The following is an 18,624-nucleotide window of genomic DNA, read 5'->3' as shown; positions in this document are numbered from 1 at the left end:
ATCAGGTATTGAAGCGTTTCAGCTTATTATATAATGTCTGGCGGGTGACACCCAGTTGTTCGGCTGCGGCGGTAAGGTTGCCGTCATTTTGACGGATGGCTGTTTCAATGGCTTGCCGTTCCAAATCGTTCAGGCTTGCGGCCTCTGTGAATACAGCAGCCTTTGATGGCCGTATGGACAGGTCGTTTTGCCGGATTTCGTTCTTTTCGGCCAGAATAACAGCTTTCTCTATTACGTGCTGAAGTTCGCGTATATTACCCGGCCAGTGGTAGGCTTGTAGCTTTTGGATGGCTTGTGGTTGGATGGAAAGTCCGTTACGTTCGTATAATGAGCTATATTTCTTCAGAAAGAAGTTGACAAAAACCGGAATATCTTCTTTGCGGTTGCGGAGAGGTGGTATCTCTATTTGTATCGTATTGATGCGGTAGAAGAGGTCTTCTCTGAATAGTCCCTGCTTTACCATATCAGGTAGATTACGGTTGGTTGCCGCTATGAGGCGTATGTCTACAGGTATCTTTTTATTGCTTCCTAATCGGGTTATTTCACGGTTTTGCAAAGCAGCCAGCAGTTTTGCCTGCAAGGGCAATGAAAGATTTCCTATTTCATCCAGAAAGAGCGTGCTTCCATTGGCAGCTTCAAACTTGCCCGGACGGCTTTCGAAGGCATCCGTAAAAGCGCCTTTCTCATGTCCGAACAATTCACTTTCGAAGAGTGATTCGCTAATCGCCCCCATATCCAGGCTGACCATCTCTTTACGGCTTCGCAACGAAAGACGGTGTATCTCGCGCGCAAGCATCTCTTTTCCGGTTCCATTTTCGCCGGTAATAAGAATATTGGCCTCGGTTTTTGCCACTTTTGTAACAAGCCTGATTAGCTGCATCATGGCATTGGAACGTCCTATAACCATGCCCGGCTCGCTTTTGCGATTGCTTCCGTAGGGCATCTCTTTTGCGGCTTTGCCTTTCGCTTCGCGACGGGACTTATTCAAGGTAGTAAAGGCTGTTTGCACTTTCTCAAGCAGAACATCGTTATCCCATGGCTTCAGTATGAAGTCTGACGCTCCGTTTTTAAGAGCTTTTACGGCAAGTTCCACATCTCCGTATGCGGTAAGCATTATGACAGGCATGCCGGGCTTTATCTCAAGGATACGGCTCAACCAGAATAGCCCTTCGTTTCCGGTATTCACGCCTGCCGAAAAATTCATATCCAGGATTACCAGATCAATATCTTCTGTATCAAGCAGGGCAACGATCTGATTTGGATTTGCAGCCGTTTCTATATGCTCAAACTCACATTCCAACAGCATCTCCAATGAAGTGAGTACGCTCTTGTTGTCATCTACAATAAGGATTGTTCCGGATTGCATAGTTTGCTTTTTTCGGTAAAGGTATCAGCTATCCGTTTACTTAGCAAGCAAGTGTAAAAATATTTGACGGTTGCAGTAGGGAATTAACACCGATTCCATATCTTTGTATGGTAGTAACTATCAATAAAAGATTTATTATGACGCAATTAGATTTACAGGCACGGAAGCTCAACCTGATACAAGACATCATCAACACCATTGATAATGAAGAGCTGATGAGCCGTCTGGAAGCTGCTTATAAGCGCCTCAAGAAGTCTGCCTCGCCTGCTGCAAAACGCCCTTGCACCTATACGCTTGAAGAAGTGGAGGAGCGGTTGGATGAAGCCGTAAAGGCAGCAAATGAAGGTAGAATATATACAACAAACCAGGTTAGGGAACAGCTAAAAGTATGGCAACAGAAGTAATTTGGACGGAGCCGGCGCTTGTTCAATTGAACGAGGTTTATCGTTATCACAAGAAAGAATATTCGGAGTCAGTGGCCGTTAAGCTATTTAATGCCATTGTGGATGCGACGGATAATTTATCCTCATTCCCGGAAATGGCTCCTTGTGAGCAACTTTTGAGGCATCGTGCCGAAGGTTTCAGGTCATTGGTTCAGGGCTATTATAAGATTATCTACTATAGAGAGAAAGATATTATTTATATTGCCATGTTGTGGGATCGCCGCCAAAACCCAATCCATCTTATAGATAAATTCAAATAATCGAAAACCTTCCCATCCCTTCATATACGGTCATAATTCTTCCGGTGCTTTGCAGCGGAAGCAAACGCCTATGCCCTGAATTAAAGAAATTCATCATCCTGATGTCTGCATCGTATACTAGTAGCCGGATGTTCGGTACTGGTTAGCCTGTTTTTCCCAAACAAGTAGTTGTCCGCCGTACGTAAATCGATTGTCCGCCGCCCGTAGAACGATCGTCCGTTGGACGGTGAACGACTGTCCGACGTCCAGCGGACGATTAATAGTTCGGGGGAAAAAATATAGAAGATGCCGATAAAAAGAGTAACATTTCCCATTATCCAGGCTAACGCCCGGGTGTAAATTTTTTTTACGAATGTCTGTAAAATTTTTTTACACTGGCTTTGCTTCTGTTTTTTATTTAATTTGATAATCTGATAGTTGCAATTGTGGCATACCGTTTGCTTATCTTTTTTTGATGTAACAAATAATACGTATATGCGAATTGTAGCCATCTATTTTCTGTTATCCTTCTGTTTGATACAAACAAAAGCCCAGACCTACTGGTCGCTGGATGACTGTATCCGTTACGGAATAGAGCGGAACTTGAACTTGAAAAACAGCCGGCTGGATGTCCGGATAGCGCATGAAGACTATATTGGTGCTATAGGCCGTTTCTTGCCGGAGGTCTCTACCTCAGGTGGTTTAGGTAAACGCTTCGGGCGTTCGGTCGACCCTAAAACCAATTTGTATACTTCTTCTTCATTTGTAGAAAGTAATATGGGACTGAGTGTTTCCTTACCTTTATTTGATGGTTTTACGCGGATAAACCGGCTGAAGTTCAACCGTCTGAACCGGCACATCAGTAAGTTGAATGCTAAAGTAAAGGAAAACGACATAGCCTATCAGGTAATGGAAGCTTTTTATAAGCTTTGTTTTGAAAAAAAGATGTGGAGACTTGCTGTCGAACAACGTAAATTAAGCGAAGAATATCTTACACAGACAGAAGAATTTCTGAGCCTGGGACTTAAATCCTCTTCAGACTTGCGGGAGATGAAAGCCCGTCTTCAATCGGATATTTATCAGGAAACAGTGCGCGAAAATAACTGCAATTCTTTTCTTATCTATCTGAAGGAATTATTAAATCTTACAGCTTCCGATTCGTTGCAGATTGCTTATGACGCGGACGATGCAACATTGTCTTTGCAAGAAAATACTTCGGTGGAGGATATTTACAGACAATCCGAAGAGGTATTGCCTCAGTTTCTGGCAGTTCAATTACAACAAAAGGCAGCACGGAAGTCACTGGCCTTGGCTGCAGGTAAGTTCTCGCCATCTGTTTGGGCGGATTTCGGACTCAGTTCCGGCTATTATGATACAGAACGGAACGAACAGGGAAATGTAATTTCTTTGTCGGATCAGTTGAGGAACAACCAGCGTAAATATATCGGTATAAGCGTCTCTTTCCCGATCCTGAGTGGCTTGTCGCGCTTTACGGAAGTAAGGAAAGAGCGCTTGCGTGTGAAGCAGGCCGACAACAATGCCGCCCAACAAAAGATCACATTGTATGCCGAGATTGAAGACGCCGTGCAACAGCTTCGTGCTTCCATAGCAGAACACCGGCAGGCTTTGGAGCAACTTCGAGCTGAGGAAATCTCATTGCGTGAAAACGAAGAGAAGTGGGCGGAAGGCTTAATTTCTGTTTTTGAATTAATGGAAAAGCGTAACCGTTATATTTCGGCTAAGGCCGAACTATCACGCACCCGCCTGCAATATGAAATTAAAAGCCGTACGGTCGGATTCTACCGTACGGGAACATTTATTCCGTCAAATTAATGCATTATGATAAATAATATGGACACCCGTATAGAACGGAAATCCCGTTTTACGAAGAAGCAAATCTATTCTGCGGCAGGCAGCTTGCTGCTTTTACTTTGTGTTGCATGGCTTGTTCTTCGCGACACCTCTTCATCCATGAAGGTGGAGAAAGAACGTTTAACAATAAGCCGGGTGGAACAAGGGCAGTTTAATGACTATATTCGCGTGATCGGGCAGGTATTGCCAAGCCGTATTATCTATCTGGATGCCATCGAAGGCGGCCGTGTGGAAGAACGTTTGCTGGAAGAAGGAGCGATGGTAAAGGCCGGAGACGTAATTTTGCGCCTTAGCAATCCGTTACTTAATATCGGAATCATGCAGAGCCAGGCCGATCTGGCTTATCAGGAAAACGAACTGCGTAATACGCGTATCAGCATGGAGCAGGAGAGCCTGAGATTAAAGCAGGAGCGTATCGGACTGGACAACGACTGGATGAAAAGAGAACGCCGCTTCCGTCAATATGAACGGCTTTATAATAAGGGGTTACTCTCGAAAGAGGATTATCTTTTAGCTAAAGAGGAATATGAAACAGCTACAAAGCAGTTGAAAGTGGTGGACGAACGTATCCATAACGACAGCTTGTTCCGTAAGGCACAATTGGCCAGTCTGGACGAAAATATCCGAAACATGAAACTGAGTCTGGAACTGGTGCGCGAACGGTTGGAGAACCTCAAGGTGAAGGCGCCTGTAGACGGACAGCTCGGAAATCTGGAAGCCCAGATAGGACAGTCTATCGCCCAGGGCGAACGTATCGGACAGATCATCACGCCCGATCTGAAAGTGGAGGCAAAGATAGACGAACACTATGTGGAGCGTATTCTTCCGGGATTGCCGGCTGGTTTCGAACGTGAAGGAAAAAAATATGAAATGGAGGTAACGAAGGTTTATCCCGAGGTACGTGAAGGTCAGTTTCGTACCGACTTGTACTTTGTTTCCGGCCGGCCGGAGAATATTCGTGCCGGACAAACCTACCATTTGAACTTGCAATTGGGAGATCCGGTGCAAGCCGTGCTTGTGCCTCGCGGCAGTTTTTATCAGGCAAGCGCCGGACAGTATATATATGTAGTGAACGAAGACGAAACGGAGGCCCGTCGCCGTCCGGTTAAGCTGGGGCGCCAGAATCCACAATACTACGAAGTGGTAGAAGGAATCGAGCCGGGCGAAAGAGTGATTACCTCCGGCTATGAGTTGTTTGGAGAAAATGAACGTTTAATTATCAGATAAATGGAATATTGGTCGCAAGTGATAAGAAGCCAGCGGACGCGGAAGTCGCTTCTGTTTATTAATATATTCGGACTGTCCGTATGTATAGCTGCCGCATTGCTTATATTACTTTTTGTAAGGTTTGAGTTGAGTTATGACTCTTTTCATGACGGCGAACGTATCTACAGGGTGGAGAGCCGGTTGTATGAAGGGGAGGCGCTGACCGATAATTGGGCTACCACTGCTTTCGGACATGCACCTGCCATGAGCCATGAAATACCGGGTATCGAGAAGTACGCCCGCCTCACGGCGCAGGATAAAGAACAGGAGGTAACTTATGAGGATAAACAGTTTGCCGAGAAAAAGTATTGTTATGCCGAACCTACCTTTTTCGAGATGTTCAACTTTCCGGTAATAAAAGGCGATAAAACCGGCCAGTTGGTACGTCCTAATACGGTGGTGCTGACTGAAAGTGCGGCTCATCGCTACTTTGGCGATCAGGAACCGCTGGGTAAGATATTAACCTTCCGCACCGCTTCGGCCGAACAATACTTTGAGGTGACGGGAGTGATTGCCGATATGCCGGCCAATTCACATATCCGTTTCGACTTCCTATTGTCGTATTCTACCATACCGGAAGCTTTCAGGGATATTTGGTATATTCATGGGGTTTATACCTATGTACGGTTGGAACCGGGCAAGAACCCGAAAGATATAGAAACCGCTTTCCGTTCGATCTCCGATAAATATAAACCGGCTGCACTCAGCTATAAAACATGGGCGGTAGAACTGATACCGCTGAAAGATATTCACCTGACGCCTCAGAAACCGTATGAGAAGGAGACAAAAGGCAGTCGTACGGCCGTCTATATTCTTTTTTGGATGGCAATAGCCCTGCTGCTGATCGGGTGGGTGAATGCTCTGAACCTGACGATTGCCCGTTTTCTGGAGCGCGGACGCGAGTTCGGTATGCGGAAAGCCTTCGGTGCTTCACGCAGGCAAATCATCATACAAGGATTATTGGAAGCCGGGTTGCTAAATGCTGTAGCCGTAGTTGTTGGGATGGGATGGCTGGAAGCTCTTCTTCCTTTGGTCTATTCGTGGGCCGGACAAGATTTCGGGGTGGGCATTTTGTATCAGCCGGCTTTCTGGGCAACTGCTGCGGTTTTGTTTGTGGTGGGTACGTTGTTCACAGGCTTATATCCGTCGGTGTTGCTTACCCGTATCCGGCCGTCTGATATAATGCGCGGTAAGCTCTTGCATAGCCGGAAGGGGAATGTGATCAGGAAGACATTGATCGTTGTGCAGTTTGTTGCCTCTTTTGTCTTGATAACGGGTACGTTTGTTGTGATACAACAAGTACGTTATATGCAACAGCAAACATCTGCTATGTCGCTGAAACAAATATTGGTACTGAAATATCCGTCATATACGGAAGATATACAGGCTAAGATGGAGAGCTTTAAGAAGCAACTGGAAAAGATACCGGACGTACGCAAGGTCTCTGTCTCGGGGGCAGTGCCGGGTGTGGAGGTGGCTAACTATTTTAGTAACCGTCCGTATGGCAGCGATCTTTCCGATTCCAAAATGATACAGATGTTCCCTGTAGACTATGATTACTTTTCTATTTATCAGCCTGAATTGGTTTGCGGACGAAGCTTTTCGGAAATGTATGGCGACGAGCTGAACAAAGTAGTCTTGAATGAAGAGGCTGTTTCCGTTTTGGGCTTTTCCTCACCGGAAGCGGCTTTAGGCAAACAGTTGGCCATGGAGGTTGTGAAAGAACCGTTGGAGATAATAGGTGTGGTTAAGAACTTTCACCAGCAATCGTTATCCATATCTTATAAACCAATCATCTTCTTCATAAAGGAACGCGTATCTTTACTGGTGACTCCTTATATTTCGGTTGCTATGAACGGAGCGGCAAATGCCGGCAGGTTGGCAGAGATAGAGCAAGTCTACCGGGATTTCTTTCCTTCCGCTTTGTTCTCCTATTTCTACCTGGACGATTTTAATGACAACCAGTATAAGGCCGACCGCAATTTCGGATGGATGTTTGCCAGTGCCGCACTGCTGGCTGTGTTTGTTGCCTGCCTAGGGCTATGGGTGGTTACGCTTTTCTCCACGTTGTCTCGTGTAAAGGAAGTAGGCATACGCAAAGTGCTGGGTGCTACAAAGGTGAGCCTGTTTACCGTACTTACGCGCGAATTGTTAATGCTTACACTTTTGTCGGCTGTGGTGGGAATACCGCTTTCAGCTTTTCTGATGACGGGTTGGCTCGAGAGTTATGCTTTCCATATCGGTTTGCCATTGTGGATATATCCTGTGGCATTTATATTGCTCGTATTGGTTGCTTTTATTACGATTGTCCGTCAGGTATGGCGTGTTGTCCGCCTGCGTCCGATGCGCATATTAAGGAATGAATAATTAAATAAAAAACAGAATATGATTAAGACAGAGAATTTATCCATGGTCTTCACAACAGAAGATGTACAGACGAAAGCATTGAATGAAGTTAACCTGGAGATCAGGCAGGGAGAATTTGTTGCCATTATGGGACCATCGGGCTGCGGCAAGTCTACCTTGCTGAATATATTGGGCACACTGGATTCTCCGACTTCCGGCAAATATGTTTTCAATGGTGCGCAAGTGGATAAGATGAGCGAAAGCCAGTTGACATCATTCCGTAAGGGTAATATCGGTTTTGTGTTCCAGAACTTCAATCTGATTGATGAACTGACGGTTTACGAGAACGTGGAACTGCCCTTGGTCTATCTGGGTAGCAAAAGCGTCGAGAGGAAGAAAAAGGTAGCCGAAGTGTTGGAACGTATGAATATCGCCCACCGCGCCGGACACTTGCCCCAACAGCTTTCCGGAGGACAGCAGCAGCGTGTAGCCATTGCCCGTGCAGTTGTAACGGACTGTCCTTTGATTCTGGCAGACGAACCAACCGGAAATCTGGACTCTACAAATGGTATCGAGGTGATGGAGTTACTTTCCGAATTGAACAGGCAAGGCACAACGATTGTAATGGTGACTCACTCCAAGCGGGATGCAGGCTATGCGCACCGTATTATTCATCTGCTGGATGGGCGGATCGTATCGGAAGAACATAACGAACCAGTTTAAGAACTCAGCTTTATGATAATACAGAATTACTGGAACAGTGCCATTAATATAGTGGGGCTTGCCATTGGTATGACTGCCAGTTGGCAAACGGCCAAAGTGGTCTTCGGCAAACCGGCACGGGCGTTGCGATATGAATGATATACCCTTTTCTGTTATTCTTTCAGGAACGGTACTATATGTTTATGTATAATTTCCGGCTGGTTCAGATTGTGCCCGGTGTTGGGCAAGATTACTAATTCCGAATTGGGAATTGTGCAGTGTGCTTCTTCGAAACAAGCTGTTTCGAAGAAGAAATCTTTATCTCCTCCTATAATGAGGGTTGGAGATTGGATAGTTGCCGCCGCCTCTTTGGAAAGATATACTTCTGTTTGCCATAATGGGCGCATGTAAGTTATCAGGGAATCCATTCTTGCAAGGTCATTAGGGGACGCATCCGCTCCCAAGCGGTCTTTGCCTGTTACCGTTTTTATCCAGTTTACGCCTTCCGGTTTGTAGTCGGAATAGCGGAAACAACCGGCCAGCGAAATAATACGGTCTATACGTTGAGGATAAAGGGCGGCTAAACAATAGGCTGTAACTCCTCCGTCACTGAATCCTACAACCGAAGCCTTTCTTTCTTTCTCGTTGTCTAATACGGCTATTATGTCTTCTGCAAATAAGCCGAAAGAGTAAGGGCGGTTTCCTAACGTAGACCTGTTATGTCCGCGAAATGAAATTGCAATTACTTTGTGTGCCTTTTTCAGGCTGTCCGCCAGAGAAGTATATCCGTCTATGTTTCCTAAGCCGCCATGTAATATGACAACAGGTTTTCCTTGCCCGGATACTTCATAATAGATAAGCGCATCGCCACGATCTGCGTATTTTGCCTGTTTTTGTGCCGTAAGATGGGGCATGGTTCCGAGTAGCAGGAGAAGGAAAAGTATTTTTGCTGTTTTCATTTCTGTATATTATTCAATAGGGGGGAAGGGGAGTTCTGTGTCTTTGCGATAGCCGGTGCCGTTGAAGGTGGCAATCAGTTCGCCGGCTTCGTTAGTGATGCTGACTTCGCAATTGGCCAGCCGTTTGTGGCTGAACACTTCACGTGCTTCGGCATACAGGTAGCCACGGCTCTCGGCTTTGAAGAAGTTGATGCTGGAGGTGATGGAGAGCGTTAGCCGGGCGTGGCTGTTGGTGGCTGCTGCAAAGGCCAGATCGGCCAGGGTAAAGATTGCACCGCCTTGACATACTCCGCCTCCGTTCAGGTGCTCCGGTTTGATCTCCATACGGGCTTTAGCGTAACCATTGCCTGTTTCTGTCAGTTCTACACCTGCCAGAAGGGCAAATTTATCTCCTTGAAGGAATTCGTTTATTGTCATTTTGATATGTTATATGGTTTATTCAGTGTTATTTTGAAATGTTTTTGCTTTGATATTTCCTTTTTAGGCCTACAAAACCATTACCGCCCTTACGGTGAAGCCTCCGTAGGCCTGCAAAACCGTTACCAACGCGTGGGTAGTCCTTTCGTAGGCCTACAAAGCCTTCACAGCTGCTCGGGTGAAACATTTGTAGGGCTACAAAACATCCGCCGGAGCTCCGGTGAAGGTTCTGTAGCCCTACGGAGGCTTCGCAGCCGCAGCTGCGAAATCAGTTACTTAGCTTCCACTCTGCGCCGTCCTTCGTGTCTTTTATTTCGAAGCCGAGGGCGGTCAGTTCGTTGCGTATCTTGTCCGAAGTTGCCCAGTCTTTGTTTGCTTTGGCCTGTTGGCGGATGGATAATAAAAGGTCTACCGCTTTGCCAAACGTTTCGTAGTTGTTGCCTCCGGCAGACGCTTCGTCTTTCATTCCCAGAATGTCGAAGATGAATGTGTGGAATACATCTTTCAATTCTTCCAGGTCTTCGGCAGAGATGGTTGCTTTGCCGTCTTTTACGGAGTTGATGGCGCGGCAGGCGTCGAAGAGGTTGGAGATGACGATTGGTGAGTTGAGGTCGTCGTTCATCGCCTCGTAGCATCTCTGGCGCAGTCCTTTTACGTCTACGGATGAGGTGGCCGATGGTTGCAGCTTTTGCAAATGGCTGTAAGCTTCCATCAGACGGCTTAGCCCCTTTTCGGATGCTTCCAACGCTTCATTGCTGAAGTCTACCGTGCTGCGGTAGTGTGCCTGGAGAATAAAGAAGCGGATCGTCATCGGAGAATAGGCGTGGTGCAACATATTATGGTTGCCTGTGAAGAATTCTTCCAGTGTAATGAAGTTGCCTAACGATTTGCCCATCTTCTGCCCGTTGATCGTAATCATATTGTTGTGCATCCAGTAGTGTACCATGTCGTCGCCTTGCGAGGCTACGGCTTGTGCAATCTCGCATTCGTGGTGGGGGAAGATCAGATCCATGCCGCCGCCATGTATGTCGAAGTGCTCGCCCAGATATTTCTTACCCATGGCTGTACATTCGCAGTGCCAGCCGGGGAAACCGTTGCTCCAGGGTGAGGGCCAGCGCATGATATGTTCGGGCTGCGCACATTTCCAGAGGGCGAAGTCTACCGCATTGTGCTTCTCGTCTTGTCCGTCCAGTGCACGGGTTGTGTTGAGCATATCTTCGATGTTGCGTCCTGAGAGTACACCGTAGTTATGGTCTTTGTTGTATTTCTCTACGTCGAAGTAAACAGAGCCCCGGCTTTCGTAGGCATAGCCGTTGTCCAGTATTTTCTTTACCAGTTCGATCTGTTCGATGATATGCCCGGAGGCGTGTGGTTCGATGCTTGGCGGAAGAACATTTAATTCTTCCATGGCGTGATGGTAACGGTTCAGATAATATTGAACCACTTCCATTGGCTCCAGTTGTTCCAGACGGGCTTTCTTGGCAATCTTGTCTTCGCCTTCGTCGGCATCATGTTCCAAATGGCCTACGTCGGTGATGTTGCGCACATACCGTACCTTATAGCCCAGATGGGTGAGGTAGCGGAACAAGAGGTCGAAGGTGATAGCCGGACGCGCATGTCCCAGATGAGCATCTCCATATACGGTAGGACCGCAAACGTACATGCCTGCATGCGGTTCGTGCAGGGGTACGAATTGTTCTTTCTTTCGTGTAAGCGTGTTGTAAATGTGCAATGGATGTTCCATATCTATACGTTTTTAAGAGTCGCAAATATAGGAATAATCTCCCTGTATGGCAACCTGTTTATGCGGTATTACGTTAATTTAGTTTGCTGCCGGAACCGTATTGCAGACGATGTTGAAATTAAAGTGGTACCTTTGCCATGTAATCGTTTTTTATAGAGAATGAAGATACGTGCATTGACAGTTTTATTTTTGATGATATCTTGCATTTTGCAGATGACGGCGCAGGACAATGTGGCTGTGTGTGATAGTGCCGGGAAGAGAATTCCTGTTATAGAGTATAAGTTCAATCCCAAATCATTGATCCTTCCGGCCTCTTTAATAACAGTAGGTGCCATTGGTACGGCTATCGACGGCATGAGCGACTTCCATCTGTTTACCCGCAAAGAGTCGGTGAAGAAGATACATATAGACGATTATATGGAGTGGGGGATGCTGGCCTGGCCTTTTTTATGTGACTTGATGGGAAAAGAGAAGCATAACTGGGCAGATCAGCTTTGCCTTGTTGTGCTGGCCGAAGGTTTAAATGCCGGTATGACCCGTACTCTGAAATATACGGTGAAAGAACCGCGCCCCGACGGAGGAGCTTACTCCTTCCCATCCGGTCATACGGCAAATGCTTTTTTAGGGGCACATATGGCATATAAGGAGTTTAAGGATAGTAATGCCTGGCTGGCCTATTCCGGTTATGCCCTGGCTACTTTCGTAGCATGTTCCCGTTTGTACAATAATCGTCATTGGGTGGCGGATGTGGTGGCAGGTGCCGGATTTGGAATCTTATCTGTAGAGTTGTCTTATTTGATTTATTTTCCGATACGGAATGCCATCGCCCGTAAAATTAACCTTAAAAAGACGAATAGCCTGGTGCTGTCGCCCGTCGTGAATGAATATGGGGGAGGTTTGTATCTTTCTTATTCCTTTTAAATGCAAACCGGATTCCAGAGACTTTGGAGTTATGCTTGCAGAGTGTCCGGAGTTATGCTTGCAGAGTGTCTGGAGTTATCGCTGTAAAGTCTGTAGAGTTACCGCTGCATACGCTATGGAGTTATGCCTGCAGACACTTTGCAAGCATAACTCCAAACCGTTTGGACTAATTATAGTGCTCTCTTTGGTTCACTTCCAGCAACTCTTCTAAGTAAGTACGGTCGTTGCTCAGGCGTGGAATCTTATGCTGCCCTCCTAGTTTGCCTTTCTGCTTGAGCCAGTCGTAAAATACGCCTTCTTTTGATATTATTATTTCCAGAGGCTGGAGGGAAATGTCTTTATACCGTTTTGCTTCGTAGTCTGAGTTGAGTTCCTGCAAGTGTTTATCCAACAATGCTGCAAATTCACTGATTGATGGAGGCATTTCTTCAAATTCGATAAACCACTGGTGACGGCCTTTGGCTTTGTCTAATATAAAAAGAGGAGCGGCTGTATACTCATTTACTTTAGCTCCGGTTTCTCTACAAGTGAGACTAAGAGCCTTGTCTGCATTATCAACCATTAATTCTTCACCGAATGCGTTGATATAATGTTTGGTTCTTCCCGAAATGACGAATTTATGAGGGAAAAGCGAGGTGAAGCGTACGGTATCTCCAATCTGATAACGCCATAATCCTCCGGTTGTAGAGATAACCATTGCATAGTTTTTGTTGGTCTCTACCGCCTCCAGCGGCAAAACGGTGGGATTAGAGGTTCCTACTTCGTTCATGGGAATAAATTCGTAAAATATACCATAATCCTGCATCATCAGCAGACTGGGGTTATCGGGATCGTCTTGTATCCCGAAAAAACCTTCGGACGCATTATAGGTTTCAACATAATGCATTTTGCCGGAAGGGATCAATGCCTTGTATTGGTCGCGGTAAGGTTCGAAGCTGATACCGCCGTGGAAAAAGACTTCCAGGTTAGGCCATACTTCGGTTAAGTTTTCTTTTCCTGCTTTTTGAAGAATAGCTTTAATCAGTACCAGCATCCATGAAGGTACACCGGAAAGGCTGTTTACATCCTTATTCCAGGTGTTTTCTACAATTGCTTTTATTTTGCTTTCCCATTCGTCCATCAGTATAACGCGTTTACTCGGAACCCGCATCAGGTTGACAAGCGGACTAAGGTTCTGTAATAAAACGGCCGACAGGTCGCCACAATGAGCTTGTGCATTAAGTGGTGACGGACTATGGCTGCCTCCTAGTATCAGGCCTTTCTTAGAGAAAAAGCGGCTTTCGGGATTATTGCGAAGGTAGAGGGCTACACAATCAAAACCTCCCTTATAGTGGCATCCCCGCAGTATTTCGTTTGTTACAGGTAAAAATTTGCTTTTATCATTCGTTGTACCGCTGCTTTTGGCATACCATCGAATGATAGAGGGCCAAAGAATATTTCTTTCTCCATTTATCATCCGTTCAACATAAGGTTTGATATCATCATACGTTTGCAAAGGTACCCGTTGACGATAATCTTCATAGCTGCGTATACTTTTATAATCGTATTTTCTTCCCCACTCGGTACATCTGGCACCGGCTAGAAGAGCATGCAGCTGTCTACGCTGGATTATATCGGTATCCTGCCCAAACTTCTCAATATTTTTCTGACGTTGTAGAAAAAATAGTGAAATCGCTTTTGTTAAAATATCCATGCTCCCTATTTTGTATTGGACACAAATGTAGGCATTCTCTTTTTATTTATATCTTTGCCTAATAATAAATTAACGTTACTATGAAAATAGGGATTCTCTCATCCGGCGGCGATTGCCCTGGTATCAATGCTACAATACGTGGCGTTGGCAAGACTGCTATCATGCACTATGGAATGGATGTAATAGGAATCCACAGCGGCTTTATAGGCCTTCTGAATAAGGATATACAGACCTTTGATGAGAGAAGCCTCTCCGGAATACTTAATCTGGGAGGGACTATTCTGGGAACTTCTCGTGAAAAGCCTTTTCGTAAATTATTAGCTTCGGGCGATACTGAAAAGCCTCAGATTATTAAGCAGAATTATGAAGAATTAGGATTAGATTGTCTTGTATGCATAGGAGGAAACGGCACGCAGAAAACGGCGAATCTCCTTGCCCGCTTAGGATTGAACGTAATAGGCGTTCCTAAGACGATCGATAATGACGTTTGGGGAACGGATATTACTTTTGGATTCGATACGGCAGTTAACATTGCAACCGAATCTATAGACCGCCTGCATTCCACTGCAAGTTCTCATAAAAGAGTGATGGTTGTGGAAGTTATGGGACATCATGCCGGCTGGATTGCTTTATATGCCGGTATGGCCGGAGGGGCGGATGTTATTTTATTGCCCGAATTGGGGTATGACATTAACAAGGTAAATGAAGCAATTCTGAATCGTGCCCACCGCGGAAAGCCCTATTCTATTGTTGTTGTTGCCGAAGGTATTGATACTCCGGACAAAAAACGTCCGTCTGATTATATTACGAAAGAAATAGAGGCCGTTACGGGCATTGAGACTCGCGATACTGTATTAGGGTATACACAGCGGGGAGGAAATCCGTCTCCTTTTGACCGTAACCTTGCTACACGTCTTGGAGGTCACGCTACGGAATTGATTGCTAATAGACAATTCGGAAGGATGGTGTGCATGAAAGGGGCGTCTGTCGGATCTATTCCTCTATCGGAAGTGGCAGGTAAGCTAAAACTTGTAACACCGGAGCACGATTTGATTATTCAAGGAAAAAGGATGGGGGTAACATTCGGGAAATAAAATAAAAAAGGTTGTGCGTCAGAGGACGCACAACCTTTTTTACTTTATACTAGTAGGCGGCCGTTTATTTCTTAATACCTTGAACGGTTTGGCTTCCCTTTTCGGTAGTTAAGCGGAAGATATACATTCCAGTGGCAAAATCACCCGTGCTGAGACTGCTTCCCGGTTGCGGGATACTACGTATCAACTTTCCATCGGCCCTGTAGATATCAAGCGATTTCAGTTGTTGATAATTCTGGATCTGTACTTCATTCGAGAAGATACGTGGTTGAATGTCTACTTCTTCGCCTGTTGGCTTCAGTTCGTTACCTACGCTCGTTTCCGGAATTACTGTAGCCGGAGCGCTCTCGTCGGTACTATAAAGTGCCGTTACTTGGAGCAGAGGGGTACTTGTCGTCAGATTTTTCACCGTATAATTCCGTTGAGAAACAGGTAATGTCGTCAGTTCTCGGGTATCTTGATATACCTTATAACCGGTCAGCTCCGGAAAAGCCGTGATCAACTCTGCTTCTTGCGCATCGGAGGCGATAGCCAGTTTCCGGAATGATAATCGGCCTGTTCTCATGGGTTGCGGTTTCTCCGAGAAAGTGCTCGTGGAGAATACGGAACTTGAGGGGAGCTCACCTTCTTCCGCGCTTATTACGATCGATAACACAACATTGGCATCTAGCTCATCATCTGAGAATGTTTCCCATTTTTTTCCGTCCAAAGAATATAAATTCCCTTTTCCATCGACTGCGGGGCCTTCATCGGAGCATGCCGGGTATGTGTTATTAGCATAGCTTATCACATGAATGGCTACCAGTAAATCCTGCTTCGCGTCGATTACGAATGGTGTTTTAAGTGTGACCGAATTTATTTTACCTGATTTCAGTTGAGTGAAACTCTCTTCATACTCCCGGTTTCCCTGTTTGATATAGACTCCATAAGTGACTCCTTCCTGCGGATAGAAATTAACCTTCCGGATCGTTTTTTTATGCACCGGTTGTAGATCTTTCGTATCCCATTTCTGAGCGAAATAGAATGGATCTCCTCCGAGACCGAACTGTTGATAACGATCTTGTGATCCCCAACCAGCTATTTTTTCGAGGACTGGGGCATTCCATGTCAGTTGAATCTCACTCGTGGAGATCTGTTTGTATTTCAAATCTGTCGGACCTTCATACTCGTTTCCGATCGTTTTCCCATCCTGCGTCATTCCCTGCAACGAGGTGACGCCCGTTCCGAGTGGATCTAGCCAGACATCCATCCGGGCTGTATCATTATCACTGTATTTATTCCAGTGATAATACAATTTACCGTATAAATTCAATCCTTCGGGCAGTTCGCAACTGGAGCTTCCACCGCTCAGCGTACCTATAATCAAACCTTTGCTATTAAATAAAGGCGAACCGGAAGAACCTCCCTCGGTCACCCCGTGTCCGTTTAGCGTGGCATCGAAAGTAGCGTTCCAATGAGCGTTCGTGGCCCCGGTTTTTCCAACATCACTATTACGCCATGTAATCGATCCTGTCGGATAATTTCCATAGGTGGAGATTTTCATATAATCGCCGGAAGGATGATGGATGCCTACGCCCGAGAGTGAAAGCATATTTGAACGATCCCATCCGTTAAAGAATACATTATAATCATCGGGGATCTCATCGTTAAGCAACAGCAACAGTCCGTCGGAACCGTTTTCGATAGGGGTAGAGGCTTTCCGTGTACATCCTACCATGGTTTTTATCGGATAAATGGGTGACTCATTATCGCAGCCCACATGTTCTTGGTGGAAATAAAACAACCAGACTGCTAATTCCTCGGGAGTAACCGTCTGTTCACCCAACATATCTTGCGAACAATGGAAGGCGGATAATACATAAGGCTTTTTGTCACGGGCCGTATTATTTACCAGAGAAGCTGTACAAATATAGCTTCCTCCTTCTCCCTTTTTATTACGGATGTATTGAATCATTTGTATCACCCCCTTCTTTTGCTCCTGCCAATCGGCTCCCTCCTCGCAATTGATATTCACTTCGCAAGCTTCTGAAAAGCCGGCTCCCGGCGCTTCCTGTACTTCTGGCATGATCGCTTCAAGATGATTATACCCGTAACCGACCTCCCGGATGCGTAGTCGAGGTGTCTCGCCGGATGGTGCCGGTACATATTCGAGGATCACCTCATCGCCTGCTACGGCTTGGGTTGCGAACGGTCCGTTTTTAGGATGCGTACGATGCGTATAGGCACCCAATACTTGGTTTTTCGCTGCGTTATACAGGTATAACCGGGCACCTTTGGGGATATAAAAATCGGAGTAATACAGGATCAAGGCGATCGCTCCTTTCGCTTGAAGGTGAAGTTGCCATACTTGGCTGCCGTCGGGTAGTGAAATCCAATCGCCGCTATCGGCGATGTCGAAGCTGGTTGGGATCGACTTGGCTACACGCAACGGAGCGCCTTGGCTGACCCTCCACGCATCGACCGTCTTGAGGTCTTCCACACTGAAATTCACTGGAACTTGTTCTGCTAGCTTTTCACTTCGAAGTGAACCTGCGAATTGAAAGCTGGGGGGGAGTCCTCCTTCGCTGATCTGCGCCAACGAACTTGAAATCGAGAAATAACCGATATATAATATGTCGGTTATTAATATTCGGAGAAGTTTACTGTACTGGTTTTTCATACATACAACTTTTTTATACGAGCTTATTCTTATATAACGAATCAAACGATATACCTAAGTTTTGCTGTTTATCATACAGTTTCTTCCTCGGGTAATTCTTCAAATTCCTTTTCGCTTGTATTTTCTCCGGTACGCTTTTTCTTTAGCTCGGATATGAAGAGTTGGAAATCTCTGTCTGTGCGCAGTTTTTTTATTGCCATTTTCGCGGCATTCTGCTGTGATTCTTTTTTAGAATAACCGATGCCTACTCCTATTTGTACATCCGAGAGAGTAATAGCTGTTTGAAAAACAGGATTTCCATCGTTATCAGTAAAAGATTCAATCAGATCGAACTTAATTTCGAGCTTATTTTTCTGGCTCCATTCTATCAGGCTGGATTTAAAGTTGACCTCTTTGCGGGCGATATTATCTAAGTCAATATGTTGTTTGATAATGACATTCTGAATAAATTTATAGCATGTATCAAAACCTTTGTCCAGATAAATAGCACCGAATAAAGCTTCGAGGGCATTTCCGTACATGTGATTATTATGGGAGCTTAACTTGGCAGAGTATACGACAAACTTGTCTAATCCTATTTCCAAGGCTATTCTGTTTAAAGTCTCACGTTGTACGATTTTTGAGCGGGTATTGGTAAGGAATCCTTCTTTCCGGTTTTGGAAGTGTTTATATACAATATCAGCAACTACTGCATCTAATACTGCATCCCCTAAAAATTCCAACCGTTCATTATTTATCCATTTCCCGTCATTACCTTCTATAGATGAAGATTTATGTAGAAATGCCTGTTCGTAGATGTGGATATTCTCAGGGTAAAAACCTAGTATTTTATATAAAGAAGAATAAGGCTCCTTACCTTTATTTTTAAGGAGCCTTATTGTTTTGTATAGCTTTGAAAACACG

General features: G+C 45.4%; 16 protein-coding genes. 9 read left to right on the top strand and 7 right to left on the bottom strand.

Annotated elements, in window-relative coordinates; all coding sequences use genetic code 11:
* Position 1 precedes the first annotated feature (1 nt).
* Entirely contained in the window at positions 2–1,366 is a 1,365-nt protein-coding gene (locus ACYIB7_RS15205) for a sigma-54-dependent transcriptional regulator (RefSeq protein WP_480337674.1), read from the bottom strand.
* Between the two features lie 137 nt (positions 1,367–1,503).
* Between ACYIB7_RS15205 and ACYIB7_RS15200 the strand changes: the two genes are divergently transcribed.
* The 7 genes from ACYIB7_RS15200 to ACYIB7_RS15170 all read left to right on the top strand — a co-directional run bounded on the left by ACYIB7_RS15200 (position 1,504) and on the right by ACYIB7_RS15170 (position 8,393).
* Positions 1,504–1,770 carry a hypothetical protein gene (locus tag ACYIB7_RS15200; RefSeq protein ID WP_455627638.1) on the top strand — a complete coding sequence of 89 codons (267 nt, stop codon included), beginning with the start codon at positions 1,504–1,506 and terminating at the stop codon, positions 1,768–1,770.
* Positions 1,755–2,069, top strand: coding sequence for a type II toxin-antitoxin system RelE/ParE family toxin (locus ACYIB7_RS15195; protein ID WP_480337673.1), 315 nt, complete (start codon positions 1,755–1,757; stop codon positions 2,067–2,069). The genes ACYIB7_RS15200 and ACYIB7_RS15195 overlap by 16 nt, the downstream gene beginning before the upstream one ends.
* A gap of 474 nt (positions 2,070–2,543) precedes the next feature.
* The gene (locus tag ACYIB7_RS15190; RefSeq protein WP_480337671.1) at positions 2,544–3,881 is read left to right on the top strand and encodes a TolC family protein; all 1,338 of its coding nucleotides are present in this window, start codon (positions 2,544–2,546) and stop codon (positions 3,879–3,881) included.
* Between the two features lie 18 nt (positions 3,882–3,899).
* Positions 3,900–5,147 carry an efflux RND transporter periplasmic adaptor subunit gene (locus ACYIB7_RS15185; protein WP_480338486.1) on the top strand — a complete coding sequence of 416 codons (1,248 nt, stop codon included), beginning with the start codon at positions 3,900–3,902 and terminating at the stop codon, positions 5,145–5,147.
* Positions 5,148–7,553 (top strand): ABC transporter permease, encoded by a 2,406-nt coding sequence (locus ACYIB7_RS15180; protein WP_480337669.1) that lies wholly within the window; start codon positions 5,148–5,150, stop codon positions 7,551–7,553. It abuts the gene before it with no gap.
* An 18-nt stretch (positions 7,554–7,571) separates the two neighbouring features.
* The gene (locus tag ACYIB7_RS15175) at positions 7,572–8,255 is read left to right on the top strand and encodes an ABC transporter ATP-binding protein (RefSeq protein ID WP_480337667.1); all 684 of its coding nucleotides are present in this window, start codon (positions 7,572–7,574) and stop codon (positions 8,253–8,255) included.
* Positions 8,256–8,267: 12 nt separating this feature from the next.
* On the top strand, positions 8,268–8,393 hold the full coding sequence (locus ACYIB7_RS15170; RefSeq protein ID WP_480337665.1) for a hypothetical protein: 126 nt from the start codon (positions 8,268–8,270) through the stop codon (positions 8,391–8,393).
* A 14-nt stretch (positions 8,394–8,407) separates the two neighbouring features.
* Here the strand turns inward: ACYIB7_RS15170 and ACYIB7_RS15165 are convergent, their stop codons facing one another.
* From ACYIB7_RS15165 to cysS, 3 genes are all read right to left on the bottom strand, one after another.
* A complete protein-coding gene (locus ACYIB7_RS15165; RefSeq protein WP_103982892.1) occupies positions 8,408–9,193 on the bottom strand; it encodes an alpha/beta fold hydrolase in 786 nt (261 codons plus the stop codon).
* A 9-nt stretch (positions 9,194–9,202) separates the two neighbouring features.
* On the bottom strand, positions 9,203–9,610 hold the full coding sequence (locus ACYIB7_RS15160; RefSeq protein WP_099464733.1) for a PaaI family thioesterase: 408 nt from the start codon (positions 9,608–9,610) through the stop codon (positions 9,203–9,205).
* A gap of 268 nt (positions 9,611–9,878) precedes the next feature.
* Positions 9,879–11,354 (bottom strand): cysteine--tRNA ligase, encoded by a 1,476-nt coding sequence (gene cysS / locus ACYIB7_RS15155; protein WP_103982894.1) that lies wholly within the window; start codon positions 11,352–11,354, stop codon positions 9,879–9,881.
* A 213-nt stretch (positions 11,355–11,567) separates the two neighbouring features.
* Here cysS and ACYIB7_RS15150 point away from each other — a divergent pair, with 213 nt between their 5' ends.
* On the top strand, positions 11,568–12,275 hold the full coding sequence (locus ACYIB7_RS15150; protein WP_480338485.1) for a phosphatase PAP2 family protein: 708 nt from the start codon (positions 11,568–11,570) through the stop codon (positions 12,273–12,275).
* A gap of 166 nt (positions 12,276–12,441) precedes the next feature.
* Here the strand turns inward: ACYIB7_RS15150 and ACYIB7_RS15145 are convergent, their stop codons facing one another.
* On the bottom strand, positions 12,442–13,968 hold the full coding sequence (locus ACYIB7_RS15145) for a GH3 auxin-responsive promoter family protein (protein ID WP_480337663.1): 1,527 nt from the start codon (positions 13,966–13,968) through the stop codon (positions 12,442–12,444).
* Positions 13,969–14,048: 80 nt separating this feature from the next.
* On the opposite strand from ACYIB7_RS15145, the gene ACYIB7_RS15140 reads away from it, so the two are divergent.
* Complete coding sequence (locus ACYIB7_RS15140; RefSeq protein ID WP_103982897.1) at positions 14,049–15,062, top strand: ATP-dependent 6-phosphofructokinase; 1,014 nt, start codon at positions 14,049–14,051, stop codon at positions 15,060–15,062.
* 64 nt (positions 15,063–15,126) lie between these two features.
* Here ACYIB7_RS15140 and ACYIB7_RS15135 read toward each other — a convergent pair whose 3' ends face one another.
* Positions 15,127–17,721: a T9SS type A sorting domain-containing protein gene (locus ACYIB7_RS15135; RefSeq protein ID WP_480337661.1), complete on the bottom strand. Its 2,595-nt coding sequence runs from the start codon at positions 17,719–17,721 to the stop codon at positions 15,127–15,129.
* A gap of 71 nt (positions 17,722–17,792) precedes the next feature.
* A complete protein-coding gene (gene rnc, locus ACYIB7_RS15130; RefSeq protein ID WP_103982899.1) occupies positions 17,793–18,623 on the bottom strand; it encodes a ribonuclease III in 831 nt (276 codons plus the stop codon).
* Position 18,624: the final 1 nt, after the last annotated feature.

Source organism: Parabacteroides sp. KHUB-03 (assembly GCF_056640975.1).
The sequence above is the reverse complement of the archived record's forward strand: the minus strand, read 5'-3'. Positions and strand labels throughout refer to the sequence as shown.

Coding starts and splice junctions, on each gene's coding strand:
- ACYIB7_RS15205 (WP_480337674.1), bottom strand. CDS start 1,366: ATGCAATCCGGAACAATCCTTATTGTAGATGACAACAAGAGCGTACTC.
- ACYIB7_RS15200 (WP_455627638.1), top strand. CDS start 1,504: ATGACGCAATTAGATTTACAGGCACGGAAGCTCAACCTGATACAAGAC.
- ACYIB7_RS15195 (WP_480337673.1), top strand. CDS start 1,755: ATGGCAACAGAAGTAATTTGGACGGAGCCGGCGCTTGTTCAATTGAAC.
- ACYIB7_RS15190 (WP_480337671.1), top strand. CDS start 2,544: ATGCGAATTGTAGCCATCTATTTTCTGTTATCCTTCTGTTTGATACAA.
- ACYIB7_RS15185 (WP_480338486.1), top strand. CDS start 3,900: ATGGACACCCGTATAGAACGGAAATCCCGTTTTACGAAGAAGCAAATC.
- ACYIB7_RS15180 (WP_480337669.1), top strand. CDS start 5,148: ATGGAATATTGGTCGCAAGTGATAAGAAGCCAGCGGACGCGGAAGTCG.
- ACYIB7_RS15175 (WP_480337667.1), top strand. CDS start 7,572: ATGATTAAGACAGAGAATTTATCCATGGTCTTCACAACAGAAGATGTA.
- ACYIB7_RS15170 (WP_480337665.1), top strand. CDS start 8,268: ATGATAATACAGAATTACTGGAACAGTGCCATTAATATAGTGGGGCTT.
- ACYIB7_RS15165 (WP_103982892.1), bottom strand. CDS start 9,193: ATGAAAACAGCAAAAATACTTTTCCTTCTCCTGCTACTCGGAACCATG.
- ACYIB7_RS15160 (WP_099464733.1), bottom strand. CDS start 9,610: ATGACAATAAACGAATTCCTTCAAGGAGATAAATTTGCCCTTCTGGCA.
- cysS (WP_103982894.1), bottom strand. CDS start 11,354: ATGGAACATCCATTGCACATTTACAACACGCTTACACGAAAGAAAGAA.
- ACYIB7_RS15150 (WP_480338485.1), top strand. CDS start 11,568: ATGACGGCGCAGGACAATGTGGCTGTGTGTGATAGTGCCGGGAAGAGA.
- ACYIB7_RS15145 (WP_480337663.1), bottom strand. CDS start 13,968: ATGGATATTTTAACAAAAGCGATTTCACTATTTTTTCTACAACGTCAG.
- ACYIB7_RS15140 (WP_103982897.1), top strand. CDS start 14,049: ATGAAAATAGGGATTCTCTCATCCGGCGGCGATTGCCCTGGTATCAAT.
- ACYIB7_RS15135 (WP_480337661.1), bottom strand. CDS start 17,721: ATGAAAAACCAGTACAGTAAACTTCTCCGAATATTAATAACCGACATA.